18 protein-coding genes are annotated in these 20,143 nt (G+C 73.2%); 15 read left to right on the top strand and 3 right to left on the bottom strand.

What is annotated here, in order from left to right:
• Position 1: 1 nt before the first annotated feature.
• The 3 genes from C7M71_RS06150 to C7M71_RS06140 form a co-directional block, all read right to left on the bottom strand.
• A complete protein-coding gene (locus C7M71_RS06150) occupies positions 2-973 on the bottom strand; it encodes an AAA family ATPase (protein WP_111493809.1) in 972 nt (323 codons plus the stop codon).
• A gap of 389 nt (positions 974-1,362) precedes the next feature.
• Complete coding sequence (locus C7M71_RS06145) at positions 1,363-1,857, bottom strand: CAP domain-containing protein (RefSeq protein ID WP_229758565.1); 495 nt, start codon at positions 1,855-1,857, stop codon at positions 1,363-1,365.
• Positions 1,858-2,008: 151 nt separating this feature from the next.
• Positions 2,009-2,545, bottom strand: coding sequence for a beta-class carbonic anhydrase (locus C7M71_RS06140; protein ID WP_111493807.1), 537 nt, complete (start codon positions 2,543-2,545; stop codon positions 2,009-2,011).
• A gap of 633 nt (positions 2,546-3,178) precedes the next feature.
• Here C7M71_RS06140 and rsmH point away from each other — a divergent pair.
• From rsmH to C7M71_RS06065, 15 genes are all read left to right on the top strand, one after another.
• Positions 3,179-4,150, top strand: a complete 972-nt coding sequence (rsmH, locus tag C7M71_RS06135; RefSeq protein ID WP_265737643.1) for a 16S rRNA (cytosine(1402)-N(4))-methyltransferase RsmH — start codon at positions 3,179-3,181, stop codon at positions 4,148-4,150.
• 58 nt (positions 4,151-4,208) lie between these two features.
• The gene (locus tag C7M71_RS06130; RefSeq protein WP_229759063.1) at positions 4,209-4,748 is read left to right on the top strand and encodes an FtsB family cell division protein; all 540 of its coding nucleotides are present in this window, start codon (positions 4,209-4,211) and stop codon (positions 4,746-4,748) included.
• Positions 4,745-6,805: a peptidoglycan D,D-transpeptidase FtsI family protein gene (locus C7M71_RS06125; protein WP_162824150.1), complete on the top strand. Its 2,061-nt coding sequence runs from the start codon at positions 4,745-4,747 to the stop codon at positions 6,803-6,805. The genes C7M71_RS06130 and C7M71_RS06125 overlap by 4 nt, the downstream gene beginning before the upstream one ends.
• Positions 6,806-6,825: 20 nt before the next feature.
• Positions 6,826-8,586, top strand: a complete 1,761-nt coding sequence (locus tag C7M71_RS06120; protein ID WP_229758564.1) for a UDP-N-acetylmuramoyl-L-alanyl-D-glutamate--2,6-diaminopimelate ligase — start codon at positions 6,826-6,828, stop codon at positions 8,584-8,586.
• Positions 8,587-8,592: 6 nt separating this feature from the next.
• Positions 8,593-10,020 carry a UDP-N-acetylmuramoyl-tripeptide--D-alanyl-D-alanine ligase gene (locus C7M71_RS06115; protein WP_111490750.1) on the top strand — a complete coding sequence of 476 codons (1,428 nt, stop codon included), beginning with the start codon at positions 8,593-8,595 and terminating at the stop codon, positions 10,018-10,020.
• A complete protein-coding gene (mraY, locus tag C7M71_RS06110) occupies positions 10,017-11,078 on the top strand; it encodes a phospho-N-acetylmuramoyl-pentapeptide-transferase (RefSeq protein ID WP_111490751.1) in 1,062 nt (353 codons plus the stop codon). Before C7M71_RS06115 ends, mraY begins: the two co-directional genes overlap by 4 nt.
• Complete coding sequence (gene murD, locus C7M71_RS06105) at positions 11,075-12,550, top strand: UDP-N-acetylmuramoyl-L-alanine--D-glutamate ligase (RefSeq protein ID WP_111490752.1); 1,476 nt, start codon at positions 11,075-11,077, stop codon at positions 12,548-12,550. Before mraY ends, murD begins: the two co-directional genes overlap by 4 nt.
• 26 nt (positions 12,551-12,576) lie before the next feature.
• Positions 12,577-13,944 (top strand): putative lipid II flippase FtsW, encoded by a 1,368-nt coding sequence (ftsW, locus tag C7M71_RS06100; protein WP_111490753.1) that lies wholly within the window; start codon positions 12,577-12,579, stop codon positions 13,942-13,944.
• A gap of 6 nt (positions 13,945-13,950) precedes the next feature.
• Positions 13,951-15,060, top strand: coding sequence for an undecaprenyldiphospho-muramoylpentapeptide beta-N-acetylglucosaminyltransferase (gene murG, locus C7M71_RS06095; RefSeq protein ID WP_111490754.1), 1,110 nt, complete (start codon positions 13,951-13,953; stop codon positions 15,058-15,060).
• Positions 15,053-15,826 (top strand): cell division protein FtsQ/DivIB, encoded by a 774-nt coding sequence (locus C7M71_RS06090; protein ID WP_111490755.1) that lies wholly within the window; start codon positions 15,053-15,055, stop codon positions 15,824-15,826. The genes murG and C7M71_RS06090 overlap by 8 nt, the downstream gene beginning before the upstream one ends.
• Before the next feature lie 342 nt (positions 15,827-16,168).
• Positions 16,169-17,371, top strand: a complete 1,203-nt coding sequence (ftsZ, locus tag C7M71_RS06085) for a cell division protein FtsZ (protein ID WP_111490756.1) — start codon at positions 16,169-16,171, stop codon at positions 17,369-17,371.
• 34 nt (positions 17,372-17,405) lie between these two features.
• A complete protein-coding gene (pgeF, locus tag C7M71_RS06080) occupies positions 17,406-18,146 on the top strand; it encodes a peptidoglycan editing factor PgeF (protein WP_111490757.1) in 741 nt (246 codons plus the stop codon).
• Between the two features lie 3 nt (positions 18,147-18,149).
• Positions 18,150-18,953 carry a YggS family pyridoxal phosphate-dependent enzyme gene (locus C7M71_RS06075; protein ID WP_111490758.1) on the top strand — a complete coding sequence of 268 codons (804 nt, stop codon included), beginning with the start codon at positions 18,150-18,152 and terminating at the stop codon, positions 18,951-18,953.
• A gap of 217 nt (positions 18,954-19,170) precedes the next feature.
• Positions 19,171-19,770: a cell division protein SepF gene (locus C7M71_RS06070; protein ID WP_111490759.1), complete on the top strand. Its 600-nt coding sequence runs from the start codon at positions 19,171-19,173 to the stop codon at positions 19,768-19,770.
• Between the two features lie 66 nt (positions 19,771-19,836).
• Positions 19,837-20,127 (top strand): YggT family protein, encoded by a 291-nt coding sequence (locus C7M71_RS06065; RefSeq protein WP_111490760.1) that lies wholly within the window; start codon positions 19,837-19,839, stop codon positions 20,125-20,127.
• Positions 20,128-20,143 lie beyond the last annotated feature (16 nt).

Raw genomic sequence — 20,143 nt, 5'->3', positions numbered from 1 at the left:
CTCAGCCCCTCCGCAGCGCGGCGCTCTGGTCCCCGAGCGGGCGCGGGATGGGCAGCCGCTGCACCAGGTCGCGGACCACCTGCTCGCTGCTGCGGCGGCTCAGCTGGGTCTCGGCGGTCGGCAGCAGGCGGTGGGCCAGCACCGGCACCGCGAGCATCTGGACGTCATCCGGCAGGACGTAGTCGCGCCCCTCCAGGGCGGCGGAGGCGCGGGCGGCGCGCAGCAGGTGCAGGGTGGCCCGGGGCGAGGCGCCGAGCCGCAGTTCGGGGGAGGTACGGGTGGCGGCCACCAGGTCCACCGCGTAGCGGCGCACGGTGTCGGCGACATGCACCGCGCGCACCGCGTCGACCAGCTTGAGGATGTCATGGGCGTGCGCCACCGGCTGGAGGTCGTCCAGCGGGGAGGCGCCGCCGTGGGTGTCCAGCATCGCCAACTCGGCCTCGGCTCCCGGGTAGCCGATGGAGATCCGGGCCATGAAGCGGTCCCGCTGCGCCTCCGGCAGCGGGTAGGTGCCCTCCATCTCCACCGGGTTCTGGGTGGCGATCACCATGAACGGCGACGGCAGCTCATAGCTGGTGCCGTCGATGGTGACCTGACGCTCCTCCATGGACTCCAGCAGCGCCGACTGGGTCTTCGGCGAGGCGCGGTTGATCTCGTCGCCGACCACGATCTGGGCGAAGATGGCGCCCGGCCGGAACTCGAAGTCCCGGCGGTTCTGGTCGAAGATATTGGTCCCGGTGACATCCGACGGCAGCAGGTCCGGGGTGAACTGGATGCGGCGCACCGTGCAGTCCACCGACCGGGCCAGCGCCTTGGCCAGCATCGTCTTGCCGACCCCGGGCACATCCTCGATCAGCAGATGGCCCTCGGCCAGCATCACGGTCAGCGCGACGCGGACCGCCTCCGGCTTGCCCTCGATGACGCTCTCCACGGACGCCCGCACCCGCTCCGCCACGGCGCCGAGTTCGTGCAGACCCGAGGCCCCCCGCCGGAACTCGGATGCCGAGGCCCCCGTCCCGGTCCCGGGATAGGCGGCGCCGGTCGGCCCCTGCCCATCGAGACCGGCACGCTCGTTGAAGGTCGTCACCCGCTGCTCCTCGGCCCGTCCTGTGGGCCGTCCTGGTCCTCGGACCGGCCCCTCCACCCCGAATTACGCGCCCCCCGGCTGATCGGTTGCACCGGGATCGGCAGCTCAGCTGCGGGTACGCGGACAGGCCGCCCCAGGTGGTGCGGGGACCCGGCCTGCTGCCCGCATTCTTCCCTGCATCGGCGTCACAAGTCACCCGGCCGGGCGACACGCGCGGTTTGCCCCGGCTTGGCAGACCGGGGGGCCGAGGGGGCCGAGGGGACCGGCGAGACCGCCTAGCGGGCGGTGCCGAAGTCCTGCGTCCAGTAGTCGCCAGGCTCGGCCAGTCCGAGGCCCATCTCCTCGTAGTCGCAGTCCAGGATGTTGCGGCGGTGGCTGGGGCTGGTCATCCAGGCGTCCATCACCTCTTCGGGGGTGCGGTAGCCGTAGGCGACGTTCTCACCCCAGGCGGCCGGGCGGTAGCCGCTCCTCCTGATCCGGTCCACCGGGGCCGACCCGTCGGAGCCCCAGTGCGACATAAAGCGGCGGAAGGCCATGTCCCCGCTGTGCCGCCGGGCCGAGGCGCTCAGCCGCCGGTTCAGGGTCAGCGGATCGCACCCGGCCAGCTCCCGCTCCTCGTTGACCAGGCGCAGCACCCGGACGGCCGCACCGGCGCCGTGCCCATGGCGGCCGCGCGCCTGGGCGGCGGTGGGGGCGGCCAGCACCAGCAGGCAGGCGGCGATGGCGGCGACCGCTCTCGGACGGTGGACGGTGCTGCGCTGCATCCGCATGGGTGACCTCATTCGCTACCTGGGACGACGGTCTCATCGGCAGCGGATCTCCCGTGGCGGGCCGGGCCAACCCGCAGCAGCGCCTCCCGTCACCCGAGGAGGGGACGCTTTACGGCCGCCTGGAGTGGCGCGGCGCCGCCCCGGCAGGGCGTCAGGCGATCTCGCGGAGCAGCCCGGTGCGGACGTCGAAGACAAAGCCCCGGACGTCGTCGACATACGGCAGGAACGGGCAGGTCCGCACCCGGGCCATGGACTGCCGGACGTCGCTGTCCAGATCGGCGAAGGCCTCCACCGCCCACTGGGGGCGCTGGCCGACCTCGGCTTCCAGCTCGCGGCGGAAGTCCTCGGTGAGGTCCAGCAGCCCGCACCCGGTGTGGTGGATCAGCGCGACGGACCGGGTGCCCAGGGCCCGCTGGCTGATGGTGAGCGACCGGATGACATCGTCGGTGACCACCCCGCCGGCGTTGCGGATCACATGGGCGTCGCCCAGCGCGAGGCCCAGCGCCGCATGGACGTCCAGCCGGGCGTCCATGCAGGCCACCACGGCGACCCGCTGCACCGGCCGGGCGTCCATCCCGCCGTCGCGGTAGTCGGCGGCATAGCCGTGGTTGGCGGCCACGAACCGGTCGATGATCGTGGGGGCGTCGCCGGGCGTGGGCGGCTGCGGCCGGGTGGGGATCGCTGTCATTTCTGCGACGGTAGGGGAAGGCCGTACCGCACGGCAGGGGGTGTGACGCAGCCCACGGGTACCGGCGCACCCCCCGTGGGAGTGCTCTCCGGGCGTCCGCGCAGCTCTCCTCCGCCGCCCGTACCTCGGCGCTGAGCTGGGCTTTCGCTATGGGCAGTACGGGTGGTGCGCCGTCGCGGGCGATTGACCGGGGCGGGCCGTGGAGTAGAGTGACGGCGGAGTGCCACGGGTCGTCGACACGCCGTCAGGCCGGTAGCGGACCACCGGGTCCCACGACACCGGCCGGCGACGCCGACCGACCCCCGCCCCCACCCGCCGGACGCCTCGCCCGGCCTCCTCCCGCTCCGCATCCGCTGGCGCACCTTCCCCGGTGCCAGACGGGTCACTTCCCCAGTGAGCGGGCGGGGACCAGGCGGTGCGTCCACACCCCGCGCGACCCGGGTGGGAGGCCGTCCCCCACCATGGGGACGGCACGGCGTCCCGCCCGGGGCGACGGCATGACCAGAAGGGCCCCACCGGCATGAGCACCATCGCCCCCGCCCGCACCACCGCAGGGGGAGGCCGGCCCCCCTCGCGCGCCGGCGGGTACACCGGCGCAGGGCGGCCGCGCCCGGAGGCGAGCGGGGAGTCCCGGTGACCGGATCAGGGCCCACCCATGTCCCGGTGATGCTCCAGCGCTGCCTGGACGTCCTCGCCCCCGCCCTGACCGCGCCCGGCGCCGTCGTGGTGGATGCCACCCTCGGCCTCGGCGGCCACAGCGAGGCGCTGCTGCGTGCCTTCCCCGACGCCCGGCTGGTCGCGGTGGACCGCGACCCGGCGGCGCTGGAGCTCGCCGGGCGGCGCCTCGCCCCGTACGGGGAGCGCGCCACCCTGGTGCACGCCGTCTACGACGAGATCCCGGCCGTCCTGGAGCGGCTCGGCATCCCCCGGGTCCAGGGCGTCCTCTTCGACCTCGGGGTCTCCTCGATGCAGCTGGACGAGGCCGACCGGGGCTTCGCATACGCCCAGGACGCCCCGCTGGACATGCGGATGGACCAGACCCGGGGCCTGAGCGCCGCCGAGGTGCTCAACACCTACGACCACGGCGCGCTGGCCCGCATCCTCAAGGTGTACGGGGAGGAGCGGTTCGCCAAGAAGATCGCCACCGTGATCGTCCGGGAGCGGGAGCGGGAACCGTTCACCACCAGCGCGCGTCTTGTGGAGCTGGTGCGGAACGCCATCCCGGCGGCCACCCGGCGCACCGGCGGCAACCCGGCCAAGCGCACCTTCCAGGCGCTGCGGATCGAGGTCAACGGCGAGCTGGCGGTGCTGGAGCGGGCCGTCCCCGGCGCGCTGGACGCGCTGGCGGTCGGCGGCCGCATCGCCGTGCTGTCGTACCACTCGCTGGAGGACCGCATGGTCAAGCAGTGGTTCGCGGCCGGCGCCACCAGCACGGCCCCGCCCGGCCTGCCGGTGGTCCCGGAGGAGTACCAGCCCTGGCTGAAGCTGCTCACCCGGGGCGCCGAACTTCCGACCGAAGCCGAGATCGAGGAGAACCGGCGTGCCGCCCCTGCCAGGCTGCGCGCGGCGGAGAGGATCAGGGAGCGCAAGGCTGCCAGGCCCTGACGCCCCGGGGCCGGTGCCCCGGGCGCCGGCCGGGGAGGGAAGGAGCGAGGAGTTGAGCGTGCCCGCAGCGGGGACGGCAGGGGCCCGGCGGCCGCCGGGCCGGGTCGGCGGGCGTCCGCGCCCGGCCGTCCGCAGGATCTCCGCCGGCCGCCGCCAGGCGCCCGGCCGCACCCCCTTCGCGGTGCTGGTGGTGATCCTGCTCGCGGCCGGACTGATCGGCCTGCTGATGCTCAACACCGCCGTCAACCAGGGCTCCTTCGAACTGTCCCGGTTGCAGCGGGAGACCACCCGGCTGACCGATGAGCAGCAGAGCCTGGAGCAGCAGATCGACCGGTGGGCCGCCCCCGACGCGCTGGAGCGGCGGGCCCGGCGGATGGGCATGGTGCCCGGAGGCAGCCCGGCGTTCCTCCAGGACGACGGCACGGTGCGCGGCACGCCCGAGCAGGTCTCGGCGGCGCCGTCGGCGCCCGGCTCCTCCGCCGCCCCGGGGGCGCTGCCGCAGCCCAGCCCGCAGCCGCCGGCGCACGTCCCCGCCACCGCCGACGGCGCGATCCAGATCGTCCCCGCCGCGCCCGCCACGGGGGGCGGTGCCCGGTGACCACTCCCCGGCAGCCACCCCGCCGCCCCGGCTCCACCGGGCGCCCCGCCGCCGACCGGCCCGCCTCCACGGCCCGACCCGCCGCCGCCGGACGCCCGGCACCCCGACCGCCCCGCCCCCGCACCGCCGCCGCCGGCCGGGCCGGACGCCCGGCGCCGCGCCCGACCGGCGCCCTCCGCCTCGGCGACCCGCGCCGCCGGCTGCGGGTGGTCACCGTCACGCTGGCCGCCGTCCTCTCCCTCTTCATGGGGCGGCTGGTCCAGCTGCAACTGGTGGACGCCTCGGCGCTTGCCGCCGACGCCGCCGTCAACCGCTTCGTCGACGATGTGCTGCCGGCCGACCGCGGTGCCATAACGGACGCCTCCGGCACGATCCTGGCCACCACGGTCGACGCCTACGACATCACCGCCGACCCGACGATGTTCACCCCCGAGCAGACCAAGGTGCCCGACGCCCCGCAGCAGGCCGCCGCGCTGCTGGCGCCCGTCCTCGGCGTGGACCGGGCGAAGCTGGTCGCCGCCCTCAGCGCCCCGGACCGGCGCTACGCCCTGCTGGCCGGCCGCCGGACCCCGCAGACCTGGACCCAGGTCAAGGAGCTCCAGGCGGCCTTCGCCCGCCAGGCCGGCACCGCCACCTGCCGGGCGCAGGCCGCGAAGGTGGGCAAGCCCGCCGACCAGGGCGGCCGGACCGCCGTCGACGCGGGCTGCGCCAATGTGCTGGCCGGGGTCTTCCACCGGGAGACCAGCAAGCGCGTCTACCCGGCCGGCGGCCTGGCCTCCAATGTGGTCGGCTTCGTCAACGCCGAGGGCCTGGGCGCCGGAGGGCTGGAGCAGCAGTACCAGGCGGGGCTGGCGGGCCGCGACGGCCGGATCACCTACGCCCAGTCCGGCGGCCGGCTGGTGCCCACCGCGGGCTTCCATGAGCGCGCCGCCGTCCCCGGCAGCGACCTGCGGCTCACCCTGGACCGCGACATCCAGTGGGCGGCCCAGCGCGCCATCACCGACCAGGTCCAGGCGGCCGGTGCGGAGAAGGGCTATGTCATCGTCCAGGACGTGCGGACCGGTCAGGTGCTGGCCATGGCCACCTCACCCGGCTTCGACGCCAACGACCTCTCCAAGGCCGCCCCCAGCGCCCTCGGCAACCCCGCCCTCCAGGACGCCTACGAGCCCGGCTCCACCGCCAAGCTGATGACCATGGCCGCCGTACTGGACACCGGCACCGCCGCCTGGGACACCCATGTCACCGTCCCCAACACCCTGCACCGGGCCGACCGCCTCTTCCACGACGACATCGACCACCCCACCTGGTACCTCACCCTCAACGGCGTGCTGGCCAAGTCCTCCAACATCGGCACCATCGAGGCCGCCGAGCACCTGGGCAGGACCCAGCAGGAGTCCAACCGGGTGCTCCACGGCTATCTGCAGAAGTTCGGCATCGGCGTGCCCACCGGCCTCGGCTTCCCCGGCGAGACCCAGGGCATCCTCGCCAAGAGCGCCGACTGGAAGGGCTCCCAGCAGTTCACCATCCCGTTCGGCCAGGGCCTCTCGCTCAACGCCCTCCAGGCCACCTCGGTCTACTCCACCATCGCCAACGGCGGCGTACGGGTCGAACCCACCCTGGTCCAGGGCACCACCGGGCCGGACGGGCGCTTCTCCCCGGCCCCGGCCCCCGAGCAGACCCGGGTGGTCAGCGAGCAGACCGCGAAGACCCTGGCGCAGATGCTGGAGTCGGTGGTCTCCGACGAGCAGGGCACCGGCAACGCGGCGCGGATCCCCGGCTACCGGGTGGCCGGCAAGACCGGCACCGCCAACCGGGTGGACCCCAAGACCGGCCGCTACTCCGGCTACACCGCCTCCTTCATCGGCTTCGCCCCCGCCGACAAGCCCCGCCTCACCGTCTCCTGCACCATCCAGGACCCGGTGAACGGCCACTTCGGCGGGCAGCTGTGCGGACCGGTCTTCAAACAGGTGATGGAATTCGCCCTGAAGACCCTCCAGGTGCCGCCCAGCGGCTCCGCGCCGCCCAACCTGCCCGTCGAGTGGAGTCCCTCCCCATGAGCAGCGACAGGAGAGCCGCCGTGACGTCGATCACACCCCGTGAGTCCGAGGGGTGCGCCCCCGACCTCTCGCTTGGCCCCGGCGCTGCCGCTCCGGATACCCTGCCTGCCGTGCCGAAACCTGATCAGCCCCCGAACCACTCCGGCCCGCCACGCCCCGCCGCAGTCCGCCCGACCCCGCTCGCCGAGGTCGCCGAGGCGCTGGGCCCCGAGGCGGCGGGCGCCGCGCCGCCCACCGCAGGGGCCGAGGTCACCGGCATCACCCATGACTCGCGCGCGGTCCGGCCCGGAGACCTCTATGTGGCCTTCGGCGGCGCCAACCACCATGGCGCCGCCTTCGCCGCCCAGGCGGTGGCGAGCGGCGCGGTGGCGGTGCTCACCGACCCGGCCGGCGCCGAGCTGGCGGCCGACTGCGGCGTCCCGCTGCTGGTGGTCGACGACGTCCGGGCCCGGATGGGCGCGCTGGCCGCCGCCGTCTACGGCCACCCCGCCGAGCGGCTGCTGACCGTCGGCGTCACCGGCACCAGCGGCAAGACCACCACCTCGTACCTGCTCGAAGGCGGCCTGCGCGGCGCCGGCCGCACCCCCGGGGTGATCGGCACCGTGGAGATGCGGGTCGGCGCCGAGCGCATCAAGAGCCGCCACACCACCCCGGAGGCCACCGACCTGCACGCCATCCTCGCGGTGATGCGCGAGCAGGGCGCCGACGCGGTCGCCATGGAGGTCTCCAGCCACGCGCTGGCGTTCGGCCGGGTCGACGGCGTCGTCTACGACGTCGCGGTCTTCCTCAACCTCTCGCCCGAGCACCTGGACTTCCACCCCGACATGGAGGACTACTTCCAGGCCAAGGCGCAGCTCTTCACCGAGCGCCGCGCCCGCCGGGGCGTGGTCAACCTGGACGACCCGTACGGGCGCCGGCTCGCCGCCGAGGCGGGCATCCCGGTGGTCACCTTCTCCGCCACCGGCGACCCGGCCGCCGACTGGCGTGCCGAGGCCGTCCACCTGGGCCCGGCCGACTCCACCTTCCGCGTGGTCGGCCCGGACGGCGCCGCCGCTGACGCCTCGGTGCCGCTGCCCGGCCCGTTCAACGTCGCCAACGCGCTCGCCGCCATCGCCGCCCTGGCCACCGCCGGACTGCCGCTGGCGGACGCGGTGGCGGGCCTCGCCGAGGTACCCGGCGTGCCCGGCCGGATGGAGCGGGTGGACGCCGGCCAGCCCTATCTGGCGGTGGTCGACTACGCGCACAAGCCGGACGCGCTCAGAGCCGTCCTGGAGTCGCTGCGCCAGGTCACCAAGGGCCGCCTGCACGTGGTGGTCGGCTGCGGCGGCGACCGGGACCCGCACAAGCGCGGGCCGATGGGCGCCATCGCCGCCCGGCTCGCCGACACCGCCGTACTCACCAGCGACAACCCCCGCTCCGAGGACCCGCTCGCCATCCTCGCCGCCATGCTCGGCGGCGCGGTGGAGGTCCCCGAGGCGGAGCGCGGCACCGTGCTGGTCGTCCCGTACCGGGCCGAGGCCATCGCCGCCGCCGTCGACCGCGCGCACGCGGGCGACTCCGTCCTGGTCGCGGGCAAGGGCCATGAGCTCGGCCAGTACGTCCGCGACGAGGTCCGGCCCTTCGACGACCGGGAGGAGCTGCGCGAGGCGATCCTCCGCAGCCGCTTCGGGGACGGCGGCCGGGACGCGGCGGAGTCGCGGCGGTGTCCGACCATCGATGCAGAGGCCGCAGCACAGGAGCCCCGACCCGCGGGCGCCGGCGCGGCAGACTCCAAGGAGTAATCCCCAGTGATCGCACTGACCCTCGCCGAGGTCGCCACGGCCGTCGGGGGGACGCTGCACGACGCCCCCGACCCGCAGGTCCGGATCACCGGCCCGGTGGTCGTGGACTCCCGAGAGGTGCAGCCGGGCGGGCTGTTCGCCGCCGTCGCGGGTGAGAACGCGGACGGCCACGACTTCGCCGCCAAGGCGGTCGCCGACGGCGCAGCCGCCGTGCTGGCCGCCCGCCCGGTGGGCGTCCCGGCCGTGGTGGTGGACGACGTGGTCGTGGCGCTGGGCCTGCTGGCCCGCGCGGTGGTCGACCGGCTCCGGACCAGCACCGCGGTGGTGGGCCTGACCGGCTCCTCCGGGAAGACCTCCACCAAGGACCTGATCGGCCAACTGCTGCGGCGGATCGGCCCGACGGTCTGCCCGAGCGGCAACTTCAACAATGAGATCGGGCTGCCGCTCACCGCGCTGCGCGCCGAGCCGGAGACCCGCCACCTGGTGCTGGAGATGGGCGCCCGAGGCAGGGGCCACATCGCCTACCTCACCGGCCTCACCCCGCCCCGGGTCGGCGTGGTCCTCAACGTCGGCACCGCCCACGTCGGGGAGTTCGGCGGCAAGGCGGCCATCGCCGAGGCCAAGGGCGAGCTGGTGGAGGCGCTGCCGGCCGACGGCGTGGCCGTGCTCAACGCCGACGACCCCCTGGTCCGCGCCATGGCCGCCCGCACCCGGGCCCGGGTGGTGTTCTTCGGCGAGGCTGCGGAGGCCCACATCAGAGCCGAGAACGTGCGTCTGGACGCCACCGGTCGACCGTCCTTCACACTGATCACCCCAGCCGGTTCCGCCCCGGTGACGCTTCGCCTGTACGGTGAGCACCACGTCTCGAACGCCCTCGCCGCCGCAGCGGTGGCGGCGGAGTTCGGGATGTCCGCCGACGACACCGCCGCCGCCCTGGGCGAGGCGGATGCGCTCTCCCGCTGGCGCATGGAGGTCGTCGAACGGGCCGACGGTGTCACCGTCGTCAACGACGCCTACAACGCGAACCCCGACTCGGTGCGGGCCGCGTTGCGGACGCTCGCTTCGATGGCCGGCACCGATCAGCAGCGCCGCCGCACCTGGGCGGTGCTCGGCGAGATGCGGGAGCTCGGCGAGGACTCCCTCGCAGAGCACGATGCCATCGGGCGCCTGGCCGTCCGACTGAACATCACCAAGGTGGTGGCGGTCGGCGGTCGGGAGGCGGCGTGGCTCGACATGGGTGCCAAGAACGAGGGTTCGTGGGGTGAGGAGTCGGTGCTGGTGTCCGACGCTGACGCAGCGATCGATCTGCTGCTCGATCAGGTACGGCCGGGGGACGTGGTGCTGGTGAAGGCGTCCCGGGCGGCCGGTCTGGAGCGGGTCGCCGAGGCCCTCCTGGCCGGTGGCGCCGACGGGGTGAACGGAGTGGCCCGGTGAGGCAGATCCTCTTTGCCGGAGTGATCGGCCTGGTCCTCACGCTCATCGGGACCCCGCTGCTGATCCGGCTGCTGGCGCGGCACGGCTACGGCCAGATGATCCGGGACGACGGCCCGGCCGCGCACCACAGCAAGCGCGGCACGCCCACCATGGGCGGCATCGCCTTCATCCTGGCGACGCTGATCGCGTACGCGGCCACCAAGGCCATCACCATGGAGAAGCCCACCGCCTCCGGGCTGCTGGTGCTCTTCCTGATGGCCGGACTGGGCCTGGTCGGCTTCCTGGACGACTACATCAAGGTCGTCAAGCAGCGCTCGCTCGGGCTGCGGGCCAAGGCCAAGCTGGTCGGCCAGTCGGCCGTGGGCCTCGCCTTCGCGGTGCTGGCGCTCCAGTTCCAGGACAGCCGGGGGCTCACCCCGGCCTCCACCAAGCTGTCGTTCGTGCAGGACTTCGGCTGGTCGATAGGGCCCGTGCTGTTCGTCATCTGGGCGTATTTCATGATCGCCGCGATGTCGAACGGCGTGAACCTCACCGACGGCCTCGACGGCCTGGCCACCGGCGCCTCGGTGATGGTCTTCGGTGCCTATGTCTTCATCGGCGTCTGGCAGCACGGCCAGAACTGCGCCTTCACCCTCACCGCCACCGCCAACTGCTACGACGTACGCGACCCGCTCGACCTCGCCGTGGTGGCCTCCGCGCTGATGGGCTCCTGCTTCGGCTTCCTGTGGTGGAACACCTCACCCGCCAAGATCTTCATGGGCGACACCGGCTCCCTGGCGCTCGGCGGCGCGCTGGCCGGCCTCGCCATCTGCTCCCGCACCGAGATGCTGCTCGCCCTGCTCGGCGGCCTCTTCGTGCTGATCACCCTGTCGGTGATCATCCAGGTCAGCTCCTTCCGGATGACCGGCAAGCGGGTCTTCAAGATGGCACCGCTCCAGCACCACTTCGAACTCAAGGGGTGGAGCGAGGTCCTGATCGTGGTCCGCTTCTGGATCATCCAGGGCCTCTGCGTGGCCGTCGGCCTCGGCCTCTTCTACGCGGGCTGGGTGACCGGATGACGTCCACCCCCGAAAGCCGCCCCGAGGGCCCTGAAACCCCCGCCGGCCCCGACTTCAAGGGCCTCCCCGTCACCGTCTCCGGCCTGGGCGTCTCCGGCATCAGCGCCGCCCGGGCGCTGCACGGCCTCGGCGCCGCCGTCACCGTCGTCGACGGCGGCGACGGCCCCGCGCTGCGCGACCGCGCCGCCGGCCTGGAGGCGGACGGCATCGCCGTCCGCCTCGGCGACGGGGAGACCCTTCCCGACGGCACCGCGCTGATCGTCACCTCCCCGGGCTGGCCGCCCTCCAGCCCGCTCTTCGCCGCCGCCGACGCGGCCGGTGTGCCCGTCTGGGGCGATGTCGAGCTGGCCTGGCGGCTGCGCCGCCCGCACCCCGCCACCGGCGAACCCGCCCCCTGGCTGGCCGTCACCGGCACCAACGGCAAGACCACCACGGTGCAGATGCTCGCCTCCATCCTCACCGCCGCGGGCCGCCGCACCGCCGCCGTCGGCAACGTCGGCGTCTCCGTGCTCGACGCGGTACTGGCCGAGGACCCCTATGACGTCCTCGCCGTGGAGCTCTCCAGCTACCAGCTGCACTGGGCGCCCTCGCTGCGCCCGCACTCCGCCGTGGTGCTCAACCTGGCGCCGGACCACCTCGACTGGCACGGCTCCATGGAGGCGTACGCCGCCGACAAGGGCCGCATCTACCAGGGCAACCGGGTCGCCTGCGTCTACAACGCCGCCGACAGCGCCACCGAGGACCTGGTCCGCGCCGCCGACGTCGAGGAGGGGTGCCGCGCCGTCGGCTTCACCCTCGGCGCCCCCGGCCTCTCCGAACTCGGCGTCGTGGACGGCCTGCTGGTCGACCGCGCCTTTGTGGCCGACCGCCGGAGCACCGCCGCCGAGCTGGCCTCCGTGGAGGACGTCCAGCCGCCCGCCCCGCACAACATCGCCGACGCCCTGGCCGCCGCCGCCCTGGCCCGCGCCTACGGCGTGGAGCCGCGCGCCGTCCGGGACGGACTGCGGGCCTTCCGCCCCGACGCCCACCGCATCGCGCAGGTCGCCGTGGTGGACGGGGTGACCTACATCGACGACTCCAAGGCCACCAACACCCACGCCGCCGCCGCCTCGCTCGCCGCCTACCGGCCGGTGGTCTGGATCGCCGGCGGCCTCGCCAAGGGCGCCTCCTTCGACGAGTTGGCGGCGACCGCCGCCGCCCGGCTGCGCGCGGTGGTGCTGATCGGCGCCGACCGCGCGGTGATCCGCGACGCACTCGCGCGACACGCGCCGGATGTGCCGGTGATCGAGGCGGCCGAGGGCCAGACTGGCGCCGACGCGATGGCCGCGATCGTACGGGTGGCCGCCGGCCTCGCCTTGCCCGGCGACACCGTGCTGCTCGCCCCGGCCTGCGCATCGATGGACATGTTCACCAACTACGGCGAGCGCGGCGACCTCTTCGCCGCCGCCGTACGCGGCCTGGAACCACGCTGAGGAGAACGACCGGGAAGGGGCGAGCGGTGCCAGGACAGGTACGCGGCCGGACCGCCGCCCCGCCCGCCGAGCGCCCCGCCGCCCGCTTCCCGCTCGTCTCGGCGACCACCACCTTCCGGGCGGCCGGCCGGGCGGCGGCCCTGCGGGCCTTCACCGCCCGGCTGCGGCGTGCCCTGGACCGGCCGCTCACCGCCTACTACCTGATCCTCGGCTCCAGCCTGCTGATCCTGGTGCTGGGCCTGGTGATGGTCTTCTCCGCCTCCCAGATCACCGCGCTGCGCAACGGCCTGCCGGTGCTCTTCTTCTTCGGCAAGCAACTGGTGGCGGCGGTCATCGGCTGCGGGCTGATGCTGGTCGCGGCGCGGCTGCCGATCGCCGTCCACCGCGCCCTGGCCTATCCGCTGCTGCTGGGCTCGATCTTCCTGATGGCGCTGGTCGCCATCCCCGGGATCGGCGTCGAGATCAACGGCAACCGCAACTGGATCAGCTTCGGCCTCTTCCAGCTCCAGCCCTCGGAGTTCGGCAAGCTGGCGCTGGTGCTCTGGGGCGCCGACCTGCTGGCCCGCAAGCAGAAGACCCGGATGCTGGACCAGTGGAAGCACCTGCTGGTGCCGCTGGTGCCCGGCGCGGTCTTCCTGGTGATGCTGATCATGGTCGGTGGCGACATGGGCACCGCGATGATCCTGGTCGCGCTCCTCTTCGGCCTGCTCTGGATGGCCGGGGCGCCGCTCCGGCTCTTCGCCGGAGCCGCCGGGATCGCCGTGGTGATGGCGGCGACGCTGATCGTCCTGGTCCCGCACCGGCTGGACCGGATCAACTGCGTCGGCGTCACCCAAACCGGCCCTGACCAGCCCTGCTGGCAGGCGGTGCACGGCCTCTACGCGCTGGCCTCGGGCGGCCTCTTCGGCTCCGGACTGGGTGCCGGGGTCGAGAAATGGGGGCAACTGCCGGAGTCCCACACCGACTTCATCTTCGCCGTCACCGGCGAGGAACTGGGTCTGGCAGGGACGCTGTCGGTGCTCGCCCTCTTCGCGGCACTAGGGTATGCGGGTATCCGCGTGGCCGGACGCACGAAGGACCCCTTCGTCAGGTACGCGGCGGGAGGTGCCACCACCTGGATCATGGCGCAGGCCGTGATCAACATCGGTGCGGTGCTGGGACTGCTGCCCATCGCAGGAGTCCCGCTCCCGCTGTTCTCCTACGGAGGGTCCGCACTGCTGCCGACCCTGTTCGCCATCGGCATGCTGCTGTGCTTCGCACGGAGCGAGCCGGGGGCCAGGGCGGCCCTGGCCGCGCGGGGCTCCACCTCCCGGATCAGGGCGACCCTGGACCGGGTGCTGCCACGACGAACCACAGCGCGGCCCGCCAAGCAGCAGCCGCGCAGGGAGCGGTGAATTTCGGTGCATGTCGTACTCGCCGGCGGGGGGACCGCCGGTCACATCGAGCCCGCGCTCGCCCTCGCCGACGCACTCCGCCGGCACGACCCGACGGTCGGTATCACGGCGCTGGGCACGGAGCGGGGCCTGGAGACCAGGCTGGTCCCCGAGCGCGGCTACCACCTGGAGCTGATCCCGGCGGTACCGCTGCCACGCAAACCCACCCCGGAGCTGATCACCGTCCCGGGCCGGCTGCGCGCCACGGTCAAGGCCACCCAGGACATCATCGAGCGCACCAAGGCCGACGCCGTGGTCGGCTTCGGCGGGTACGTCGCCATGCCGGCCTATCTGGCGGCCAAGCGCGCGGGCGTCCCCATCGTGGTCCACGAGGCCAACGCCCGCCCCGGCCTGGCCAACAAGGTCGGCTCCCGCTACACCGACTTCGTCGCGGTCTCCACCCCGGACAGCAAGCTGCGCGGCGCCCGCTATGTGGGCATCCCGCTGCGCCGCACCATCGCCACCCTGGACCGGCACGCCACCCGCCCCGAGGCCCGCCACTACTTCGGCCTCGACCAGCGGCTGCCCACCCTGCTGGTCACCGGCGGCTCCCAGGGCGCCCGCCGGCTCAATGAGACCGTGCAGGCCATCGCCCCCCGGCTCCAGCAGTACGGGGTGCAGATCCTGCACGCCGTCGGGCCCAAGAACGAGCTGCCGCACGTCGACGACATCCCCGGGATGCCGCCGTACCGGGTGGTCTCCTACCTGGACCGGATGGATCTCGCCTACGCCGCCGCCGACATGATGCTCTGCCGGGCCGGTGCGATGACCGTGGCCGAGCTGGCCGCGGTGGGCCTGCCCGCCGCCTTCGTCCCGCTGCCGATCGGCAACGGCGAGCAGCGGCTCAACGCCCAGCCGGTGGTCAAGGCCGGCGGCGGCCTGCTGGTCGACGACGCCGAGCTGTCCCCGGAGTGGGTGCTGAGCCATGTCCTCCCGGTGCTCACCGACCCGCAGCGGCTCTGGGACATGAGCCGCGCGGCAGCCGAGTTCGGCCGCCGGGACGCCGACGACCTGCTGGTCGGCATGGTGTACGAGGCGATCGGCGCGGCCCGGGGGCACGGCCCGCACCGTGGTTGAGGCGAGCCACCCGCAGCAGCGGACGGAGCGGGCGGCGGCCGATGGGCCGCCGCCCCGCCTCCGGCTCTCCCGGCGCGGTCTGCTGGTGGTGGGCTTGCTCGGCGCGCTGCTGGTGGGCGGCTGCGTCTGGCTGGTCTTCTTCTCGTCGGTGCTGGCCGTCCGCACGGTCGCGGTCACCGGCACCGAGAAGCTGACCGCCGATCAGGTCGCCGAGGCCGCCGGGGTGCACCCGGGCGGGCCGCTGGCCCGGGTGGACACCGACGCGGTACGGCGCCGGGTGACCTCGGTGCTCAGCCGGGTCGACCGGGTGGAGGTCTGGCGGGGCTGGCCGCACACCCTGCGGATCAAGGTGACCGAGCGCCGGCCGGTGGCTGCGGTGAAGGAGTCCGGCGGCCGCTACACCCAGGTCGACGCCGGGGGCGTGCGGTTCGCCACCGAGCCGGCGCCGCCGCCCGGAGTGCCGGTGGTGGAGCTGAAGCCCGACCCGGCGGCCCGGGACGCCATCGCCGCCTTCCCGCAGAAGGAGCTGGTGGCGGCGGTGGTGCAGGTCGCCCGGGATCTGCCGGCCCTGGTGGCCAAGAAGGTCTCGACCGTCGAGGTGCACTCCTACGACGACATCCAACTGCGGCTGGACGGTGGACGCTTGGTGCTCTGGGGCAGCAGCGAGCGGGGCACGCGCAAGGCGAGGGTACTCACCGCGCTGCTCACCCGGCAGGCCCGGACCTATGACGTCAGCGCTCCGGAGGCGCCGGCGACGGCCGGTTGACGTCGCTTCATCTGTTGACGCCGGGCCCGCGCGGCCCGACTCTTGGTGGTCCACCCCGGCTGTGTGAGGCCAGGGATGATCACATAGGCTCAAAAGAAAAGCAGGAGGCTCGGCGTGTTCGTTGAACGCAGCCGCGCATCGACCTAGTGTCCTGTGTCACCAGGACGTTGTAACAGACACTGGCACAGCAGTAACCCTAAACCTCAAGGTTAGGGTTCGGGTCGGCGGTCGGCATTCCGGGACATGTGTCGCGGAAACGGGCACCCCACCCATCGACATCCGTCGTACGGCAGTCACCACGCAGCCGTCCGACCCGGTATTTCGAGGCGAGAGGCCTTCGACGTGGCAGCACCGCAGAACTACCTCGCAGTCATCAAGGTCGTCGGTATCGGCGGCGGTGGCGTCAACGCCATCAACCGGATGATCGAGGTCGGTCTCAAGGGCGTCGAGTTCATCGCGATCAACACCGATGCGCAGGCCCTCCTGATGAGCGACGCCGACGTCAAGCTCGATGTGGGCCGTGAACTCACCCGGGGCCTCGGCGCCGGCGCCAACCCCGAGGTCGGCCGCAAGGCCGCCGAGGACCACCGCGAGGAGATCGAGGAGGTCCTCAAGGGGGCCGACATGGTCTTCGTCACCGCCGGCGAGGGCGGCGGCACCGGAACCGGCGGCGCTCCCGTGGTCGCCAACATCGCCCGCTCGCTGGGCGCGCTCACCATCGGCGTGGTCACCCGTCCCTTCACCTTCGAGGGCCGCCGCCGCGCCAACCAGGCCGAGGACGGCATCGCGCAGCTGCGTGAAGAGGTGGACACCCTCATCGTGATCCCCAACGACCGGCTGCTGTCCATCTCGGACCGCCAGGTCAGCGTGCTGGATGCCTTCCGCTCCGCGGACCAGGTGCTGCTCTCCGGTGTCCAGGGCATCACCGATCTGATCACCACCCCCGGCCTGATCAACCTGGACTTCGCCGACGTCAAGTCCGTGATGTCGGACGCCGGTTCGGCGCTGATGGGGATCGGTTCCGCGCGTGGCGAGGACCGCGCCAAGGCGGCGGCCGAGATGGCCATCTCCTCGCCGCTGCTGGAGGCGTCCATCGACGGCGCACGCGGCGTGCTGCTCTCCATCTCCGGCGGCTCGGACCTCGGCCTCTTCGAGATCAACGAGGCCGCCCAGCTGGTCAGCGAGGCCGCCCACCCCGAGGCCAACATCATCTTCGGCGCGGTCATCGACGACGCCCTCGGCGACGAGGTGCGGGTCACCGTGATCGCGGCCGGCTTCGACGGCGGCCAGCCGCCTGCGATCGTCCGCGAGCCGGTGGTCAAGTCCACCCCGCAGGACCGCGACCGCGACCGCCCGGCGCCCCCGCGCACCTCCTACGGCTCCCTGGGCGCGGTCGCCCCGGCCGCCGACGAGCTGCCCGCCAGCCGTACCGAGCACATCCCCGCGCCGGCCACCTCGCCGGTGCCGCCGCAGATCCCCCCGATCCAGCGCCCCTATGTGGAGACGCCGGCCGAGGAGCTGGACGTCCCGGACTTCCTCAAGTGATCTGCCCGATAGCCGCCGGCCCGAGGAGCAGCGCATGATCGGGCAGCGGATCGACCGCGACGGGGCTCACTTCGCCTTCACCGACCGGTGGGGCGGGGTGAGCTCCGCTCCGTACGGAGAGCTCAACCTCGGCGGAGCGGTCGGCGACGACCCGGCCGCCGTACGCGGCAACCGGGCGCTCGCCGCCGAGGCGCTGGGCCTCGACCCGGCGGACGTGGTCTGGATGAACCAGGTGCACGGCCGCGAGGTCGCCGAGGTGACCGGCCGCCAGGCCGACGGCACGGCACCGCAGGTGGACGCGCTGGTCACCACCCGCCCCGGGCTGGCCCTGGCGGTACTCACCGCCGACTGCGCCCCCGTACTGCTCGCCGACCCCGTCGCCGGGGTCGCCGCCGCCGCCCACGCCGGGCGGCCCGGCCTCGCCGCCGGGGTGGTCCCCGCAGCGGTCGAGGCGATGGTGCGCCTCGGCGCCCGGCCCGAGCGGATCACCGCCGTCACCGGCCCCACCGTCTGCGGCCACTGCTATGAAGTACCCGCCGCGCTGCGGGCCGAAGTCGCCGAGGCGGTTCCGGCCGCGTACGCCACCACCGGCTGGGGCACCCCCGCCGTGGATGTGCCGGGCGGAGTGGACGCCCAGCTCGCCGAGGCCGGTGTCACCGACCGCCGCCGGTCACCGGTCTGCACCCGGGAGTCCGCAGACCACTTCTCCTACCGCCGCGAGCAGCGCACCGGGCGCCTCGCGGGCTATGTCTGGTTCGGCCGGGGACAGCGATAGAAGATGACGAATCACCATGACGGCCCGTTTCCGAACGGCCCGTCCTTTCCCGATGCCCTGACCGAGCAGGGGCGGGCCCGCCGCGAGCAGCTGCGCGCCAACCTCGCCGCGGTGGAGCAGCGCATCGCCGACGCCTGCGCCGCCGCCGGGCGGCCGCGCCATGAGGTCACCCTGGTGGTGGTCACCAAGACCTACCCCGCCGAGGACACCCGGTTGCTCGCCTCACTCGGCGTCACCGAGGTGGCCGAGAACCGCGACCAGGACGCCGCACCCAAGGCCGCCGAGTGCGCCGACCTGCCGCTGAACTGGCATTTCGTCGGGCAGTTGCAGACCAACAAGGTGCGCTCGGTGGTCCGGTACGCGGACTTTGTCCACTCCGTCGACCGGCCGAGGCTGGTCGACGCCCTCTCCACGGCGGTGGTCAGGGCAGAACGTCCGGAACTCGCCTGCCTGGTGCAGGTGGCGCTGGAGAAGGAGGCGGGGGACGCGGCGGCGGCGCAGGCCGCCGGCCGGGCCGGGGTGGCTCCGGAGGAGGTCGCGGCCCTCGCCGACGCCCTTGCCGACGCGCCCGGGCTGCGGTTCGCCGGTGTGATGACGGTCGCACCGCTCGTCGGGCGCTACGCGGGCGATCCGGCGGCGGCTTTCGGTCGTCTGGCGGAAATCGCAACCGCCGTACGAGCGGCCCATCCGGCTGCCACGATGGTCTCGGCGGGGATGAGCGGCGACCTCGAACAGGCCGTCGCGGCCGGTGCGACACATGTGCGCGTCGGAACGGCGGTGCTCGGTGCGCGGCCACCCCTCCGGTAACGTCACCGGTTAGTAGATCAGACCACAGGACAAAATAGGACAAAGTTTAGTCGCTTCCGCATCGCGGCGGCGAATCGTGGATCGTATGTCCGCGGCCACGCACCGGGCCTGACGTGCAGTCGGGCACCGAGCGGACCGCGGTCCCGACCGCCGGTGCAGCCGGTGACGGGGTCTGGCCGGTGACGGGCCGATCCACCACAGAGCGGAGGACAGGAGTATGGCCGGCGCTATGCGCAAGATGGCGGTCTACCTCGGCCTCGTGGAGGACGAGACGTACGACGGCCAGGGGTACGACCCCGACGACGACTATGACGCGGACCCCGAGCCGCTGCGCACCGGACGCACCGAGGAAGTGCCCCGCCAGTCCGCGGCCGCCCATGCGGCCGCCCACGCGGCGCACGCCGCTCCGGCGGCACAGGCGGTACCGATCCGGCAGGAGCCGGCGCGGATGGCTCCGGTGTCCTCCATCACACCCGACCGCCGCCACGTGGAGAAGAGCGCCCCGGTGATCATGCCCAAGGTCGTCAACGAGCGAGAGCCCTACCGCATCACCACACTCCATCCTCGAACCTACAACGAGGCCCGCACCATCGGGGAACACTTCCGCGACGGAACCCCCGTGATCATGAATCTGACGGAGATGGACGACACCGACGCCAAGCGCCTCGTAGACTTCGCGGCTGGACTCGTCTTCGGTCTGCACGGCAGCATCGAGCGGGTGACGCAGAAGGTGTTCCTGCTGTCTCCTGCTAACGTCGATGTCACGGCGGAGGACAAGGCCCGTATCGCCGAGGGTGGGTTCTTCAACCAGAGCTGACCCAGCCACGACACCAGGTACGGATCCGCTGACAGTGAGTGAACGGGACAGGGAGAGGGAAGCGCGATGGGCATCGTGTCGGCAGTGCTCTACTACGCACTGACCGTCTTCCTGGTCATCCTGCTCTTCCGGCTGGTGATGGACTGGGTGTTCCAGTTCGCCCGCTCGTGGCACCCCGGCAAGGCCATGGTTGTGGTCCTGGAGGCCACGTACACTGTCACGGATCCGCCGCTCAAGCTTCTGCGGCGGTTCATTCCGCCGCTACGTCTCGGGGGCGTGGCGCTCGACCTGTCCTTCTTCGTACTGATGATCATTGTGTATGTCCTGATCTCGCTCGTGGTGAGACTGCCGTGGTAAGCGCGCGACAGGACGC

The sequence above is a fragment of the Peterkaempfera bronchialis genome (assembly GCF_003258605.2).
In the GTDB taxonomy this organism is placed as follows: Bacteria; Actinomycetota; Actinomycetes; order Streptomycetales; family Streptomycetaceae; genus Peterkaempfera; species Peterkaempfera bronchialis.
The sequence above is the reverse complement of the archived record's forward strand: the minus strand, read 5'-3'. Positions and strand labels throughout refer to the sequence as shown.

Bases quoted from the DNA above. Each gene is read 5' to 3' on its own strand.
- C7M71_RS06145 (WP_229758565.1), bottom strand. From the start codon at position 1,857: ATGCGGATGCAGCGCAGCACCGTCCACCGTCCGAGAGCGGTCGCCGCC.
- C7M71_RS06140 (WP_111493807.1), bottom strand. From the start codon at position 2,545: ATGACAGCGATCCCCACCCGGCCGCAGCCGCCCACGCCCGGCGACGCC.
- murD (WP_111490752.1), top strand. From the start codon at position 11,075: ATGACGTCCACCCCCGAAAGCCGCCCCGAGGGCCCTGAAACCCCCGCC.
- pgeF (WP_111490757.1), top strand. From the start codon at position 17,406: ATGATCGGGCAGCGGATCGACCGCGACGGGGCTCACTTCGCCTTCACC.
- C7M71_RS06075 (WP_111490758.1), top strand. From the start codon at position 18,150: ATGACGAATCACCATGACGGCCCGTTTCCGAACGGCCCGTCCTTTCCC.
- C7M71_RS06070 (WP_111490759.1), top strand. From the start codon at position 19,171: ATGGCCGGCGCTATGCGCAAGATGGCGGTCTACCTCGGCCTCGTGGAG.
- C7M71_RS06065 (WP_111490760.1), top strand. From the start codon at position 19,837: ATGGGCATCGTGTCGGCAGTGCTCTACTACGCACTGACCGTCTTCCTG.